Annotated in this window: 13 protein-coding genes, 1 pseudogene and 1 riboswitch; of the genes and pseudogenes, 4 read left to right on the top strand and 10 right to left on the bottom strand. The window is 68.5% G+C overall.

From position 1 onward, the window contains the following. A partial coding sequence (locus tag Q0C12_RS12590) for a sulfurtransferase/chromate resistance protein (protein ID WP_290890682.1) occupies window positions 1-771 on the top strand: 771 nt, incomplete at its 5' end. Beyond that, window positions 768-2,141: a chromate efflux transporter gene (gene chrA, locus Q0C12_RS12585; RefSeq protein ID WP_290890680.1), complete on the top strand. Its 1,374-nt coding sequence runs from the start codon at window positions 768-770 to the stop codon at window positions 2,139-2,141. The genes Q0C12_RS12590 and chrA, both read left to right, overlap by 4 nt. 207 nt (window positions 2,142-2,348) lie before the next feature. Here chrA and Q0C12_RS12580 read toward each other — a convergent pair. The 4 genes and pseudogenes from Q0C12_RS12580 to Q0C12_RS12565 all read right to left on the bottom strand — a co-directional run. Beyond that, window positions 2,349-2,480, bottom strand: a pseudogene (locus Q0C12_RS12580) (IS256 family transposase); the annotation flags it as partial. 114 nt (window positions 2,481-2,594) lie between these two features. Continuing rightward, window positions 2,595-3,233 (bottom strand): HAD-IA family hydrolase, encoded by a 639-nt coding sequence (locus Q0C12_RS12575; RefSeq protein ID WP_290890678.1) that lies wholly within the window; start codon window positions 3,231-3,233, stop codon window positions 2,595-2,597. 219 nt (window positions 3,234-3,452) lie between these two features. After that, entirely contained in the window at window positions 3,453-4,256 is an 804-nt protein-coding gene (locus Q0C12_RS12570) for a hypothetical protein (protein ID WP_290890675.1), read from the bottom strand. Continuing rightward, window positions 4,253-4,930, bottom strand: coding sequence for a haloacid dehalogenase type II (locus Q0C12_RS12565; protein WP_290890673.1), 678 nt, complete (start codon window positions 4,928-4,930; stop codon window positions 4,253-4,255). The genes Q0C12_RS12570 and Q0C12_RS12565 overlap by 4 nt, the downstream gene beginning before the upstream one ends. 271 nt (window positions 4,931-5,201) lie before the next feature. Here Q0C12_RS12565 and Q0C12_RS12560 point away from each other — a divergent pair, with 271 nt between their 5' ends. Then, window positions 5,202-5,684: an Lrp/AsnC family transcriptional regulator gene (locus Q0C12_RS12560; RefSeq protein ID WP_290890671.1), complete on the top strand. Its 483-nt coding sequence runs from the start codon at window positions 5,202-5,204 to the stop codon at window positions 5,682-5,684. 182 nt (window positions 5,685-5,866) lie between these two features. Here the strand turns inward: Q0C12_RS12560 and Q0C12_RS12555 are convergent, their stop codons facing one another. From Q0C12_RS12555 to Q0C12_RS12535, 5 genes are read right to left on the bottom strand one after another with little or no spacing between them, the layout of a single operon-like run. Next, the gene (locus Q0C12_RS12555) at window positions 5,867-6,946 is read right to left on the bottom strand and encodes an acyl-CoA dehydrogenase family protein (RefSeq protein WP_290890669.1); all 1,080 of its coding nucleotides are present in this window, start codon (window positions 6,944-6,946) and stop codon (window positions 5,867-5,869) included. Then, window positions 6,943-7,485 carry an OsmC family protein gene (locus Q0C12_RS12550; protein ID WP_290890667.1) on the bottom strand — a complete coding sequence of 181 codons (543 nt, stop codon included), beginning with the start codon at window positions 7,483-7,485 and terminating at the stop codon, window positions 6,943-6,945. Before Q0C12_RS12550 ends, Q0C12_RS12555 begins: the two co-directional genes overlap by 4 nt. Window positions 7,486-7,514: 29 nt before the next feature. Further along, the gene (locus Q0C12_RS12545) at window positions 7,515-8,333 is read right to left on the bottom strand and encodes an ABC transporter permease subunit (RefSeq protein ID WP_290890665.1); all 819 of its coding nucleotides are present in this window, start codon (window positions 8,331-8,333) and stop codon (window positions 7,515-7,517) included. Then, a complete protein-coding gene (locus tag Q0C12_RS12540; RefSeq protein WP_290890663.1) occupies window positions 8,330-9,562 on the bottom strand; it encodes an ABC transporter substrate-binding protein in 1,233 nt (410 codons plus the stop codon). The genes Q0C12_RS12545 and Q0C12_RS12540 overlap by 4 nt, the downstream gene beginning before the upstream one ends. A gap of 21 nt (window positions 9,563-9,583) precedes the next feature. Then, a complete protein-coding gene (locus tag Q0C12_RS12535; RefSeq protein ID WP_290890661.1) occupies window positions 9,584-10,324 on the bottom strand; it encodes an ABC transporter ATP-binding protein in 741 nt (246 codons plus the stop codon). 508 nt (window positions 10,325-10,832) lie between these two features. Beyond that, window positions 10,833-10,943: riboswitch (TPP riboswitch) on the top strand. Between the two features lie 46 nt (window positions 10,944-10,989). On the opposite strand from Q0C12_RS12535, the gene thiC reads away from it, so the two are divergent. After that, on the top strand, window positions 10,990-12,801 hold the full coding sequence (thiC, locus tag Q0C12_RS12530; RefSeq protein WP_290890659.1) for a phosphomethylpyrimidine synthase ThiC: 1,812 nt from the start codon (window positions 10,990-10,992) through the stop codon (window positions 12,799-12,801). A gap of 43 nt (window positions 12,802-12,844) precedes the next feature. Here the strand turns inward: thiC and Q0C12_RS12525 are convergent. Beyond that, a partial coding sequence (locus Q0C12_RS12525) for a hypothetical protein (protein WP_290890657.1) occupies window positions 12,845-14,668 on the bottom strand: 1,824 nt, incomplete at its 5' end.

Genomic DNA, 14,668 nt, shown 5'->3' with positions numbered 1-14,668 from the left:
GGAACGCCAGACGCGCCGATCGTCCTGGACGTCCGCACCGACGAGGATTTCGCCCGAGACCCCCGCACCTTGCCGGGCGCGGTCCGCCGCGACTTCCGCTCCGTTGCCTCCTGGGCGGGTGATTTCTCTGGGCGCCCCCTGGTCGTCATCTGCCAGCGCGGCCTCAAGCTGAGCCAGGGCGTGGCCGCCTGGCTTCGCCACGCGGGCAGCACCGCCGAGGCGCTGGAGGGAGGCTTCGAGGCCTGGGCGGCCAGCGGTGGCCTGCTCGTGCGGCCCGATCATGTGCCCCCGCGCGACGCCCAGGGGCGCACAGTCTGGGTCACGCGCGCCCGCCCCAAAATCGACCGCATCGCCTGCCCCTGGCTGATCCGCCGCTTCGTGGATCCGGCTGCGGTGTTCCTCTTCGTCGCGCCCTCTGAGGTGCCTGCGGTCGCGGAGCGCTTCGGCGCCACCCCCTTCGACATCGACGGCGTGTTCTGGAGCCATCGCGACGAGCTCTGCACCTTCGACGTCATGATCGAAAAGTTCGGCCTGGCCTCGGAGCCGCTGCTGCGGCTGGCCACCATCGTGCGCGGCGCCGACACGTCCAGGCACGACCTGGCGCCCGAGGCGGCGGGGCTGCTTGCCGCCTCGCTCGGCCTCTCGCGCATGTATCGGGAGGATCTGGCGCAGCTCGACGCCGCGATGGGCCTCTACGACGCCTTCTACCGATGGGCGCGCGACGCCACGGCCGAGACCCACAACTGGCCCGCACCAGGAAGCAAGGCATGACCCCCGACACCACCAACAAGGCCGAAGCGACTCCCCGCAGGCTGGCGGAGGCGCAACTGCCTTCCTTCGCCGAGGCGCTGCGCGTCTGGTGGCGCATCGGCCTGCTGTCCTTTGGCGGCCCGGCTTGGCAGATCGCGCTGCTGCACCGCGAGGTGGTGGAGCAGCGGCGCTGGGTCTCCGATGCGCGCTTCCTCCATGCCCTGAGCTTCTGCAACCTGCTGCCGGGGCCCGAGGCGCAGCAGCTCGCCACCTATCTGGGCTGGCTGCTGCATGGCGTGCGCGGCGGGCTGGCGGCCGGCATGCTGTTCATCCTGCCGGGCGCCGTGGTGATGCTGGCGCTGTCCATCATCTACGTGACCTTCGGCGAGGTGCCCTTGGTCGCCGCGCTGTTCTTCGGCCTGAAGGCAGCCGTGCTCGTGCTGGTGGTGGAGGCCCTGCTGCGCGTGGCGCGCCGCGCGCTGAAGACCGGCGCGGCCTGGGCCATGGCGGGGGCGGCGTTCCTCGCGCTGTTCGCCTTCGATGTGCCCTTCCCCTTGGTGGTGCTGGGCGCGGCGCTGGTCGGCTACCTGGCGCCCGGCGCCTTCCGCGCCAGCGACCACGGCAAGGCCAAGGACGGCCCGCCCGCGCTGCTCGACGCCGTGCTGGCCGCCGACCCCGGCCGCCCCGCGCGAATGGCCGCGCAGGCCTGGCGCGCGGGCTGGGTCGCCGTCGCCCTCTGGCTGCTGCCCACCGCGGTGCTGATGGCGGCGGTGGGGGGCGTCTTCGCCGACATCGCCTGGTTCTTCTCCGTCATGGCGGTGGTGACGGTGGGCGGCGCCTATGCCGTGCTGGCCTATATCGCGCAGGAGGCGGTGCAGGGCTATGGCTGGCTGACGGCGGACCAGATGCTGGTGGGCCTGGGGCTGGCGGAGACCACGCCGGGGCCGCTGATCCTGGTGCTGCAGTTCGTGGGCTTCCTGGCGGGGCATGGCGCGGCGGGCATCCTCTACGGCGTGCTCGGCTCGATCCTCGTCCTGTGGGTGACCTTCGCGCCGTGCTTTGCGTGGATCTTCCTGGGCGCGCCCTTTGTCGAGCGGCTGCACGGCAATCGCAAGCTGACTGGCGCGCTCGCCGCCGTGACGGCAGCGGTGGTGGGCGTGATCCTCAACCTGGCGCTGTGGTTCGGGCTGCGGGTGCTGTTCGCCGAGGTGCGCGCGGTGCGCTTCGGCCCCCTGTCGCTGGACGTGCCGGTGGCCGGCAGCCTGGACGTGCTTGCGTTCGCCTTGGCCGCGCTGGCCGCGGTGTGCGTGTTCTGGCTGAGGCTGGGCCTCATCCGAACGCTCGGCGTGACGGCGGCAGTGGGTCTCGTGGCGAGGCTCGTCCTGAGTTGATGCCGCGAGGCAGGCTTAGGACCAAGGCTCATGCCTCAGTCGAGCTATCCCCTGTAATATTTGCGGGGGAGCATCCCAGCCGGCCCTGCGGGGGGCACGGGTGACGCCCGGCAAGGTCCCGTCCGGAGCGGTCCATACGCCAGCGGTCGGCAGCCCGATCTGTTCCCCGATCTCGAGCCCCTAACCCGCGTCCCTGCCGGGGTGGGAATCGGCGCAGGTCACCTCGCCCACCTCAAGCTCCATCGGGCGCTGGGCGGCGAAGCCGATCTTCTCGCGCAGGAACGTCGCGTCGGAACCCTTCTCCCGCATCTGCCGAAGGGCGACCTTGTCGTCGGCCATCGTGGCCGGTCCAAGGTCAAGGCTTGCAGGTCTCAGCAGCCCAACCCTACCGACGATCACTGCAGTGGGCGCCCCGGGCTCTCGATCTCCTACACCACCACACGGGGCGCGTCTTCAGGCCGTGCGCGCCAGGAGTTCAGGCAGACCAAAAAGATCACCCGCGTCGGCCAGCGGCGCAGGCGCGCCTACCGGCACGGAATCGCCAAAGCGATTGGACCAGTAGACGGGCATACCGACAGCGCCGGCCCCGGGCACATCATGTGCTGAGCCGGCCACGAACAGGACCCGAGCGGGCGGCAGGCCACCGAGTGCAGCAAGGCCCGCCAAATAGGCGCCCGGCTCGGTTTTGTAGATGCCGGCGCGCTCCGCGCTGATGATCGCGTCAAAGTGGTGGCCTGTCGCAGCGGCTGCGGCTTCGGCCAGGCGCTGCGAGCAGTTGGTCACCACCACTGTGCGCCAGCCCTGGGCCGAAAGCTGTGCGAGGACCGCGGGCGCTTCGGGCCAAGCGCGCAAGTCACCCGACTTCCAACGTTCAATCAGCTCATCGGCCTTCGATGGAGCCAGCCCTGCCTCGTCTGTCGCCTCTTGCACGATGGTCTCGTAGGAGCGGTAGCGCCCGGCCGTCGTGACCAGTCGAAGCGAGGCGCGGCGCCACCGGCGGCCGAGATCCTCGTCGCCAGCCACCGAAATCCAGAGTGACCAGGAATCGATCAGCGCCGTCAGCAGGTCGAACGCGACAGCGCCAAATCGCATGCCATTTTTGGGAACAGGTGGGTGTGGGTTCGCTACGGGGAGACTCATTCTTGTAGTTCCTTGTGGTCTGTCACATGCCGCCGAGCGCGCGGTATGGCTCCGGTCCCGAGCCGTATTGGCTGAAAGACAGGCTTGGGGCGATGCGGTCCTCGGCGGCAGGAGTGTCCCGTTCACGGGGCGCGAGCGCGCAGATGAGCACCGCGGCGAATCCCGGTCGCCTCACCGGACGGGGCATAGTCGGCTGAGGGCGAGGCAGACGGGTAGCAGGTCCGGGATGACTCGGCCGGTGAACTCGTCGAGCGCGCTTTGGGCGGCGAATTGCATGCTGGCAGGCAGAACTGGCTCCTCCGGCAGCAACGCGGCGGCTTCCTGCTCCGCCAGTCGTCGCACCGCATCGCGAGCGCCTTCCAGGACGCCCGGCTTGAACAGCGGGCCAAGCCAGTCGGGCAATGCGTGCAACACGCCAGGCCAGTGCGCCAAGTGCAGGTAAAGGCTCGGGATGACCCCTTCTGGAACGCCGTGCCGTGCCGCCAGGGCACGCACATCAGCCGCGACCGGAGGCGGGAGGTCGGCAAACCTTGGCAGGGCATCCAGCGCGGGCGGTGGTTCCGGAGCGGGCCCGGGCGGGAGCGGTAGGGCCGCAGGAGCCTCTGGCCTCGTCAAGCGCATCCGTAGGGCCGTCAGCGCCAGGAGGTTCGTCAGATTTCCGCGCGTGTAGGCGCCGAGAATCGCGCTGATTCGCGTCAGATCGGCCTCGCCGCAGTCAGCCGATGCCCAGTTTGCGGCGCCGCTGATCGGCAGAGGGATCGCCGTCGCCAGTCTGCGGCGCGCAGCGTCCATCGCTTCGGAGGCGACGAGCGGCTGCACTGCACTCCAGACCGGCGGCAGCACCCCGGGGAGTGCGGCGAAATGACGCCAGATCAGGTTGACCAGCGGGAGGCCGGAGGTGATCCTGATCTCGGCATAGATCGCGGCAACGGCGGGCGGAGCCTCGCTTTCTCGTATCTCGGGCAGGCTCGTCATGGCGCCAGCAGCGCCGGCAATTCGGCCAGGCTCCGGACCTCCCGCACGGGTGTCCCCGGCAGGCGCTCACGCCGTTGCCCGTAGCGGTTGCACCAGACCACACGCATGCCGAAGGCGGCTGCCGCATGGGCATCCCAGGCGTTGGACGACTGGAAGGCGATTGCTTCCGCCGGCACGCCAAGGCGGTCCACGGCGAGCTGATAGACACGCGGATCGGGCTTGAAGGTGCGAACCTCGTCCACCGACAGCACGGCGTTGAGATGGCCACCGAGGCCCGCACTCTGCACGGCGCTGTCCAGCATGTCCGGTGAGCCGTTGGACAGGATCGCGGTGACGAAGCCGGCCTCACGCAGCTTGCGCAGCACCTCCGGCACCTCCGGGAAGGTGCCGAGGACGCGGTAGAGCTCCATCAGCCGCGTCCGCAGGTCGCCGTCCTGGGGCAGGTCAAGGGTCTCGAGCGCGTAGTCCAACGCCTCCCCCGTCACCTGCCAGAATGGGGCATACCGGCCTTGCAGCGCCCGCAACCATGCGTACTGGAGCTGCTTGTCGCGCCAGAGCGCGGTCAGGGGAGCGGCCTTCGCCTCGAGAACATCGGCGCAACCCGCGGCGGCCGAGGCGAAATCGAACAGCGTGCCATAAGCGTCGAAGACGCAGGCGCGAACCCCAGTCAGCATGGCCTGATCACCCCAGTGTCCCACAAATCGGTAAAGCTGTTTGGAAGGTTAGTGTTTGGCACGGCAGGTTAGCAATGAGATCGGGCTGCGCACCGGGCGCGCATGAGTTATCCACGATCTGCGCCAGCCCCGTCGAGCCGATCAGGAGCAGGCCCGGCCTCGTGCCGGGGCGCTGCGGCATGTGGCTCGCGGACGTCCTGATCAGGGCCCGTGCCGCGACACCCAAAACGGGCCTTGCCTCTCAGGCGGCCCTTGACGCACCTACCTGAGCATGATCGACCTCCCTCACAGCCCCTCCGCGCTCGACTCCATAGACCGGCGCATCCTTACCCTGCTTCAGCAGGACGCAGCCCTGCCGGTGGCGGAGATCGCGGCGCAGGTGGGCCTCAGCCAGACCCCCTGCTGGAAGCGCATCAAGCGAATGGAGGCGCAGGGCATCATTACTGCGCGCGTCGCGCTGGTGGACCCGCGCATGGTGGGCCTGCCGCTGACAGCCTTTGTCGCGGTCGAGACGGCGGACCACTCGCCGGAATGGATTGAGCGCTTCGCCCACGCCACAGCCGCCATGCCGGAGGTGATGGATGTCTGGCGGATGGCCGGGGACGTGGACTATCTGCTGCGCGTCGTGGTGCGGGATATGAGTGCTTACGATGCCTTCTACCGCCGCCTTATCGCTGCCATCCCGCTCAAGAATGTGTCGTCGCGGTTCGCAATGGAACATGTGAAGGCCTCCTCCGTGCTGCCGCTGGACTGAGGTAGCCGTTCTCCCACGGGCTGGCGGCACAGCCAGATGCCAGATACCGGAAGGCCGACACAGTTTACGCCATTGGATTTGTGGATCGTCACCGATCCCCCTTGCTGTGGCCGACTGCATCTCACTCTGCACTACCAGTGCTACCCGAGCTGCGGCGATCACGGTCAGAACAGGTTGGGTGCTTACGCCGTGCGTGCGAGCTCGTACCCGATGTGTTTCACCGAAGGCGAGACGATCGCCACGAAGGTGGCCTCGCGCGAGCGGCGTGCGACCTCAGATCCTTCCCGGAAGCCAGCCGCACCCGCTAGCAGCGTCGCCGACCGCGTGGCGTCGAGCGCCAGGAACGACGCATCACGCCGGAGCCGCAAGGTCTCTCGCCAGCTGGCAAGGTCGGGTGGCGCGTCCAGCTCAATCGTCAGTCGGCGCGCACCCTCGCGAAGCGCCGCAAGCCGCGTCTCGATCTCGATCATGCCCGGCGTTACATGTTTGGCGATTGGGGCGCGCCCCGGTCCGGAGTCCCGCATGCCCCTAGCCGCCCCGAGGGTAACGCCGAGCGCCATACCCATCTGCAGCAACACGAAACCCTGACGGATCCGCGGCAGGAAGCCCGCCGCATCTTCCGCGAGCACGTCCTCGTCGGGGACGAAGACGTCACGCAGTCGCACGGAGAAGGTCCCGGTACCCTCGAGGGCGATGAACCGCGCACCGGGTACCAACCGCAGCCCCTCCGCGCCGCAATTGAAGACGGCCATGACTCGCCGGCCGTCCTCCAGCGCGAAGACGGAGGCAAAGAGATGATCCTCGCCAACGTTAGAGACCCAGGGTAGCACGCCCGTGACGCGGTAGCCGCCCGGGGCGCGCACGCCCCGCAGTGCCAGCGCCTCGAGGCCGGAGGCGGCCTTCATCGGGTTCGACAGGCCGGTGCCGCCCAAGCGCTCCCCGCCGGCCAGCGCCGGCAGGTGGCGGCGTGCCTCGGCGTTGTCCGTGCGGGTCAGATACCAGACCAGCGCGGCGTGGCACCACGTGCAGAAGCCGGTGGAGAGGCAGAGCGCCGAAACCTGCTCCATTGCCTCCACGGTGGCGAACACCGTGCCGGGGTGGCTGGCTCCGGCGAAAGCGCCGGCCGCGCCGAGGTCCGACAGGATCTCCCTCGGATAGACGCCCTCGGCGTCGATCCGCTGGGCAAGCGGCGCGAGCCTGGACAGCACCGGCGCGAGCCGATCCTGCTCCGCCTGTACCGGCAGGGATGCCGCGACGCTCATGCGGGGACGACCGTCACATCGACCGGGTTGCGGATCGTGTTGAGCACCGGCGACCACTGCGCAGCATGCTGGATCAACTCCTGCTTCTCCGCCTCGCTCGCGCCCTCCAGGTCGAGCTCTACACGCAGCCGGATGGCCTCGAAGCCAACCGGCTTTGGAGCCAAGTCACCGGTGCCCCAGACGGAGGTGATGTTGATGTCCGCCTCAAGCTCAACGCCGATGTGTCGCACAGCGAAACCGCGCATCACCGCATTGGCCTGGAGGCCGACGGCCACACAGGTGCCAAGGGCGGCGAGCAATGCCTCGGAGGGGTTGGGCGCGGTGTCGTCGCCGAGCAGCGCGGGCGGCTCGTCCACGATGTGAGGCGGAAGGTTGCGGACGAAGTTCAGGTGCCGGAAGCGCTTGCCCTCGGCGACGGTGCGGCAGCGCACGGTGCGGACGGCGCTTGGATCCCCGCGTCCCTTCTCGCCAAGCGCGGCGAGACGGTCGCGGTCGATTTCCTCGAAGGGGGCGGTGCTGCGGGCGAGGGCGATGCTCATTGGAATTCGGTCCTTTTATGGTGCAAAGATCAGCCGGCGTTGGTCCAGCGCAGCCGCGCGATTGCGGCCTGCAGAGCGGCATCAAGTGCGTAGCCGAGCGCGCCAATCAGCAGCACGAGGGCTGCAAGACGGTCGTAGGAGAGGGTGTCGCGGGCGTCATTGATCGCGTAGCCGAGGCCACTCGTGACGCCGAGATACTCGGCCGGCACGATCACGATCCACGCTGTGCCAAGCGCCAGGCGAATGCCCGTCAGCAGGTCCTGCGCAACGGCGGGGAGGAAGACGCGGTGCAGCAGCGCCAAGCGGCCCGCGCCGAAGCTGCGCGCCACCAGCGGCCAAGCGGGATCGAGCCGCTTCACGCCTGCGGCTGTGGCGAAGACAACTGGCCAGATGGCAGCGGCGGCAATCAGGAAGACGATGGCGCTGTTCCAGCCCGGGAAGGCCAGCACGGCCACCGGCATCCAGGCGAGCGGACTCACCATGCGCAGGAACTGGAAGGGCGCCGCGGCGGCGCGCTCGAAGGCAAGCGAGAGACCCATCAGGAAACCGAGCGGCGCACCGAGCAGCACGGCGGCGAGCAGTCCGCCGAAGAGGCGCTCCAGGCTCGGCAGCGCGGCGTTCAGCGCGTCGCCGCTCACCAGCATCTGCCACAGTGCCGCAAGCGCCGGCGCGGGCGCCAGGCCGGCGAAGGCGGTAAAGGCGGGATTGCGGGCGAGCAGCGCTCCGAGCGCCGCCCAGATCGCGAAGGCCGCGCCAACCCCGAGCAGAGGCAGGCCGAAGCGGGCCAGCAGCGGCCGCAGCGCGGGAAACGGCGCGGACGGCGCCGCGCCGGTGAGGGCGAGGCTCATGCGCGCACCATCTCTTCGCGTGTGAAAGGATCGGCGAGACCGGCGACGCCGGGCAGCTCCCGCCAAGCGGGTCGCGCCTGCAAGGCTGCCCGTACGAAGCGGTCGTCCACCAAGTCCTGCGCGACATGTGCGGGGTCGAGCTGCCGCAGGAATGCGGTCTCGCCGGCGACGACAGTGTGCTTCAGCGCTTCTACAATCAGCCGCGTTGCGGATGGGTAGGGATAGGGCTGGAAGTCGATGCGCCCGCCCTCCCAGCCGGGGTTGCGGATCGCGCCCTGGGTCCGGTAGGCATCACCATAGTCGGTCATGGCCTTTGCAACGACCGCGTTGGGCAGCGGGATGAGGTTGGCACCCTCCGCCGAGAGCAGCCGCGCGGCTTCTGCCTTGTGGCCGTTCAGCCAGAGCTGCGCATCGACGATGGCGTTCGTAACCTTCTGCGCGAACTCCGGGTTGCGCTCGACCAGCGCCTCGTGGACCGTCACGACGCAGCAGGGGTGCTGGCGCCAGATATCGCCGGTGAAGCGCAGCATCCGGGCGCCGGCCCGCATCTCGGCGAGCGCGTTGAACGGCTCGGCGACGATGAAGCCGTCGATCTTCCGCGCTGCGAGCGCCGCGGTCATTTCGGGCGGCGGCAGGACCTGCAGCGCCACCTCATTCGGAGCGACGGGCTGACGATCGTCCTTGATGACGGGCACCAGCCCTGCCTCGCGCAGCGCAAGCTGCAGCACGACGTTGTGCATGGAGTACCAGAAAGGCACGGCGATGCGCGCGCCGCCGAGCTCGCCGAATTCCCGCGCGCGGCTGTGTGCGCCGAGCACCACGCCTGAGCCGTTGGTGTGCGCCCAGGCGAGCACCTTCACCTTCACGCCGTTGGCGTAGCGCATCCAGACCGGGATCGGCTTGAGCAGGTGAACGACGTTGACGCGGCCCGCGGCGAAGGCCTCGACGAGGGATGCCCAGGAGCGCGCCATGAAGGGCTGCTCGACCTTCAAGCCCTGCGCCTCGAACAGGCCGCGCGCCTGTGCGACGAGCAGCGACGCGGCATCGGTGATCGGCAAATAACCAATACGCACCACACCGTCCGCAGCCAGGGCCGTAGCGCGGGCCGGACCGGCGGAGAGACCGGTCATGGCGGCGAGGCCGCCGCCGAGCAGCGCGGCAAGGCCGTCGCGTCGGGTCCATTCATGGTGCAGCAAGTCGCGCAGGGCGCGGTCGGGGGTCGCGGTCATGGCTCTACTATCCTCGGTCGATCAGGAAATGCGAGAAGGGTCAGCCGCGGGGTCGTGCAGCCGTCCGGCGGCGGCATCGAGCAGCAGAACGCGGTCGGTCAGGGCGCGCGCATCCTCGCGGTCATGCGTCACCAGCAGGAGCGTGGTGCCGGTGGCGGCGACCAGCTGTGCGACGTCCTCGCGTAGACGGGCCCGCGTGACGGGGTCGAGCGCCGAGAAGGGCTCGTCGAGTAGTAGCACCCGCGGCCGCACTGCCAGGGCACGGGCGAGCGCCACGCGCTGCCGCTCGCCGCCGGAGAGCTCCGACGGCCGACGCGCTCCTGCCTCCGCCAAACCCACCATCGCGAGCAATTCGCGCGCCCTCGCACGCCGGGCGGGCGCATCGCCGCTGCGCGCGACATCGAGGCCGAAAGTCACATTTTCCAGCACGCTGAGCCAAGGGAAGAGCAGCGGGCTCTGGAACATAAGGGCCGCGTCGCCGGGGCGCGGGGCGCGGCCATCGATCGTGACGCGGCCCCGCAGCGGTCGCGTCAGGCTGGCCAGGGCGAGGAGCAGGGTGCTTTTCCCGGCGCCACTCGGTCCCAGGATGGCGAGCCGCTCGCCGCGTGCCGCGCTGAACGAAACGCCGCGCAGCACAACACGTGCCCCACGGCCGATCTCGAGATCCGAAACCTGAAGCGCCGGCTCGCCGGAACCTGAAGCTTGGACGCCCGGTTCGGCGCGGAGAGTGGGCGTGGTGATGGGCAGGATGGCTTTGAGCATGCCGGGAATAGAAGGATATTCCCCCAAAGGTGCAATAAGCGGGCTAAAAAAAGAATATTCTATTCTCCGGAGGTGGCGGTACAGATAAACGCCTCCGTTTGGACGTCGGTGCGGAGAGGAGTGTTCCGCGCGGCGGGCGATCCGCTCCTGTGTCGCTTGGGACCGCCTTCACGGGTCCATCCCAGGAATAGGCCACTCGGTGCAAGCGGGCGGCCATGGAAAGGTCACACTGGTTGAAGCGTCAGTGGGTCCCCCGAAAAAGCTGAGCCCGGTTTAAAAGTCACTCATCCGGGTGGCCAGCTGCTGTAGTAGGCCTGTGGAGCACACTCAGGCCGCAACGGCTTGAGCCGGCCGGCCCGCATCGGTTTTGCGCATCAAGGTCCCGTTGGCGGCGGGGGCGAACTCGCGAGCGATGGGCACAGGCCCCGCGGGCCGTCGGGAGATTGGGCATTCGCGACCCCGCCGAATGAAAGGGCTTTTGACAAGGCAGCCCATCTGACGCAGCCTGCGCGCAACCAAGGGGAGCCCTTTCCGCAGGGCTGAGATTCCGCGAGCGACGCGGTCACCCTTTGAACCTGATCCGGGTCATGCCGGCGAAGGGATGGGCAATAGGCGCGGGTTATCGGGCCACCTTCCTTCGTGCAATTCGTTCGAGGGAGGCCACCATGCCTGATACACTTCCAGCGCTTCATCCCGTGACGACGGGGCCCCTGCCGGCCAGCCGCAAGATCCACGTGGCCGGCCAGCTTCATCCGGGCATCCGCGTCGCCATGCGCGAGATCGCGGTCTCGGGCGGGGAGGCGCCGCTGCGCGTCTATGACACCTCCGGCCCCTACACCGATGCCGCCATCCGGACCGACATCGGCCGCGGCCTGGCCCCGCACCGGCATGAGTGGATCCTGGCGCGCGGGGATGTGGAAGCGATCGCGGGGCGCGAGCAGAAGCCCGAGGACGACGGGCTGAAGCCGGGCGAGGAGCGCCGCGTGCCGCTCTTCGACCGCGCGGGCCGCCAGCCGCTGCGCGCGAAGGCCGGGCGTGCGGTGACGCAACTCGCCTATGCGCGCGCAGGCATCATCACGCCCGAGATGGAGTACATCGCCATCCGCGAGAACCTGGGCCGCGCCGCCGCACTCGGCACCGCGCGCGACGGTGAGAGCTTCGGCGCCAGCATCCCCGACCACGTGACGCCCGAATTCGTGCGCGATGAAGTGGCGTGCGGTCGCGCGATCATTCCGGCCAACATCAACCACCCCGAAAGCGAGCCGATGATCATCGGTCGCAACTTCCTGGTGAAGATCAACGCGAACATCGGCAACTCGGCCGTGTCGTCGAGCGTCGCCGAGGAGGTGGACAAGCTCGTCTGGGCCATCCGCTGGGGGGCAGACAATGTGATGGACCTCAGCACCGGGCGGAACATTCACACCACGCGCGAGTGGATCCTGCGCAACTCCCCCGTGCCTATCGGCACCGTGCCGATCTACCAGGCGCTTGAGAAGGTGGGCGGCCGCGCCGAGGAACTGACCTGGGAGATTTTCCGCGACACCCTGATCGAGCAGGCGGAGCAGGGCGTGGACTACTTCACCATCCATGCGGGCGTGCGCCTCGCCTATGTGCCGCTGACGGCCCAACGCGTCACGGGGATCGTCTCGCGCGGGGGCTCGATCATGGCGAAGTGGTGCTTGGCGCATCACAAGGAGAGCTTCCTCTACGAGCATTTCGCCGAAATCTGCGAGATCATGCGGGCCTATGACGTGTCGTTCTCGTTGGGCGACGGGCTGCGCCCAGGCTCCATCGCGGATGCCAACGACGCGGCGCAATTCGCCGAGCTGGAGACGCTGGGCGAGCTGACCAAGCTGGCCTGGACGCAGGATGTCCAGGTGATGATCGAGGGCCCCGGCCACGTGCCGATGCACAAGATCAAGGTCAACATGGAGAAGCAGCTGGAAGCCTGCGGCGAGGCGCCGTTCTACACCCTCGGCCCGCTGACGACCGACATCGCACCCGGCTATGACCACATTACATCGGGCATCGGTGCGGCCATGATCGGCTGGTTCGGCTGCGCCATGCTCTGCTACGTCACGCCCAAGGAGCATCTTGGCCTACCCGACCGCGACGACGTGAAGACCGGGGTCATCACCTACAAAATCGCGGCCCATGCGGCGGATCTCGCCAAGGGCCACCCGGCCGCGCAACTGCGCGACAACGCCCTCTCCCGCGCGCGCTTCGAGTTCCGGTGGCGTGACCAGTTCAACCTCGGCCTCGACCCCGAGACCGCGGAGAAGTTCCACGACCAGACCTTGCCGGCCGAAGGCGCCAAGCTCGCGCATTTCTGCTCGATGTGCGGCCCGAAGTTCTGCTCGATGAAGATTAGCCAAGAGGTGCGGGAGGCAGCCAAGTCGGGAATGGAGCAGATGAGTGAAAAATTTCGCGGGAATGGAGGAGAGATTTATTTGCCACCAGCGCCAGCCAATGGGTGAAACGAGGCGTCGCTGTACGTCCAACGCGCTGGCTGGTAATGCATCACGGCACCCGCCGCTTCAGCACCTCGACCGACAGCGTGGCCGCGGCCAGATCGAACGTGGCCGCGGAGATGTTCCGCGCCATTACCCGCACCGTGTTGTTCGACCACACGGCTGCATCGAGTTCGATGAACCGCGTGGACGAGACCAACGACGCTTGCGCCAGGTCGCCCGCCCGTGCCCCGTTCACCGTGACGTCGATCAGCGCCGTCGCCCCGGGTGCCAGGCTCGGCAGGTCCCAGGACACCTCCGCCGCAAAATCCCGCCGGCCCGAGCCGAACAGCGCCCCTGTCAGCAACGGTGTGCCATTTAGCACGGCCGGCGCCGCCTCTGGCAGCCCGTAGAGCCGCAGCGATTGCAGGTCGATCGGCCCATCGAAGCCGATTACCCCCACCTGCGCATAGGCCACGGACGCGCCCACGCGGATGGTTTGCCGCCGATTGAAGTTCGCGTCGTCCATGGGCGAGCCGGCGTTCCAGCCCTTGGCCGGCCCGTTCCACTGCATGGTGGTGATCGACGCCAGCACGTCACCCGCGATGTCCTCGCGGATATTCCCAGCCCCGTCGAACACCCGCACGAACAACCGCCCGCCTGAGGCGCCGGATGTCAGCCAATGCGCCAGCGCGAATTCCTTCGCCTGGGTGGTGTCGAGCATCCACCCCAGCCCGCGGTTCGCCGCCAGCGTCACCGCACGATCGGTTGGCGTCAGGTCGGTCAGCCCGTTGAAGCAGAAATCCGCCATGAAGGTCGCGGTGGTGGTCGAGGTGGCGATGGTGATCAGCCCCTCGACGCCGACCTCGGTGGCCGACTGGCGAAACGCCGCCGCGCGGGTGCTCGGGACCCCCGCGAGGAAGCGCTGGAACCTCGATGCCGGCGCGCGGTGTCGGTTGATCACCGCATTGCCGCAGCGGTTGGCCGTCGCCGTGTAGTCGATGCCGACCAGGTAGGTGTTGGTCCAGGCGATGTCGTACTCGCAATCCTGCGCCCCGGCGGTGTGCCGCGCCGCCAGCGGCGAGCACGCCTCCATGCGCATGTTGCGCGCGATGATGGCGGAGCCCGAGGTCTCGTTCAGGAAGGGGATGGCGATGTTGCTGCCGGCCTGCCGCAACTCGAAGTTGGGCGCGTCAAAGACGTGGCGGTTGTGGTTGGTGTAGGCGCCGGGCTCATTGCCAAGCCGGATCCCAAAGCGGTCCTGCGCGGCGTTCACCCCCGTCGCATGGGCGAAGTGGCCGCCATAGTAGCGCACGGAGGTGTTCCAGGCCGTGGCCGTCGCGCACCAGATATCGAGGCCGATGCGGTTGTTGACGATGCGCCCCAGCGTGAAGGTACTGTCCTCCACCCCGCGGCCGTCGCCCAGCGTGCGCATGCCGATGGTGAAGCCTTCCACGCGACGCAATTCGATCTGGCTGGCATCGACGTTGCGCACGGTGATGCCGATGTCGGCCTCGGACGACCAGTCGGACTGGGTGGCGCGGATGACGTTCAGCCCGGTGTAGAGCTTTTCGGCGTTGCGGATGGTGCCGCCATCGCCCAGCACCAGCACGGAGGTCGGCGCGGTGCCCGTGTAGCGGATGGTCCCCTGCATGATCAGCCCGCGCGCTCCGCCCGGCAGCGTCACGGTGCCGGAGACGTTCCAGGTGCCGGGCGGGATCATCGCGAATTTCTGGTCGGCGCCGGCCCGGTCGAAGGCCGCCTGGATGGCAGTGCGATCATCCGCCACGCCATCGCCCAGCCCGCCGAAATCATTCGGGAGCACAGCCTCCCGGTCGCGGAGGTACTTTGCGAAATCGGATTTGTTGAGATTGGCGTTGAGGATCAGCAGGTC

Origin of the sequence: Arenimonas sp. (assembly GCF_022842045.1) — a bacterium.
GTDB lineage: Bacteria > Pseudomonadota > Gammaproteobacteria > Xanthomonadales > Xanthomonadaceae > Arenimonas.
This window is presented reverse-complemented; position numbering and strand designations above follow the sequence as displayed.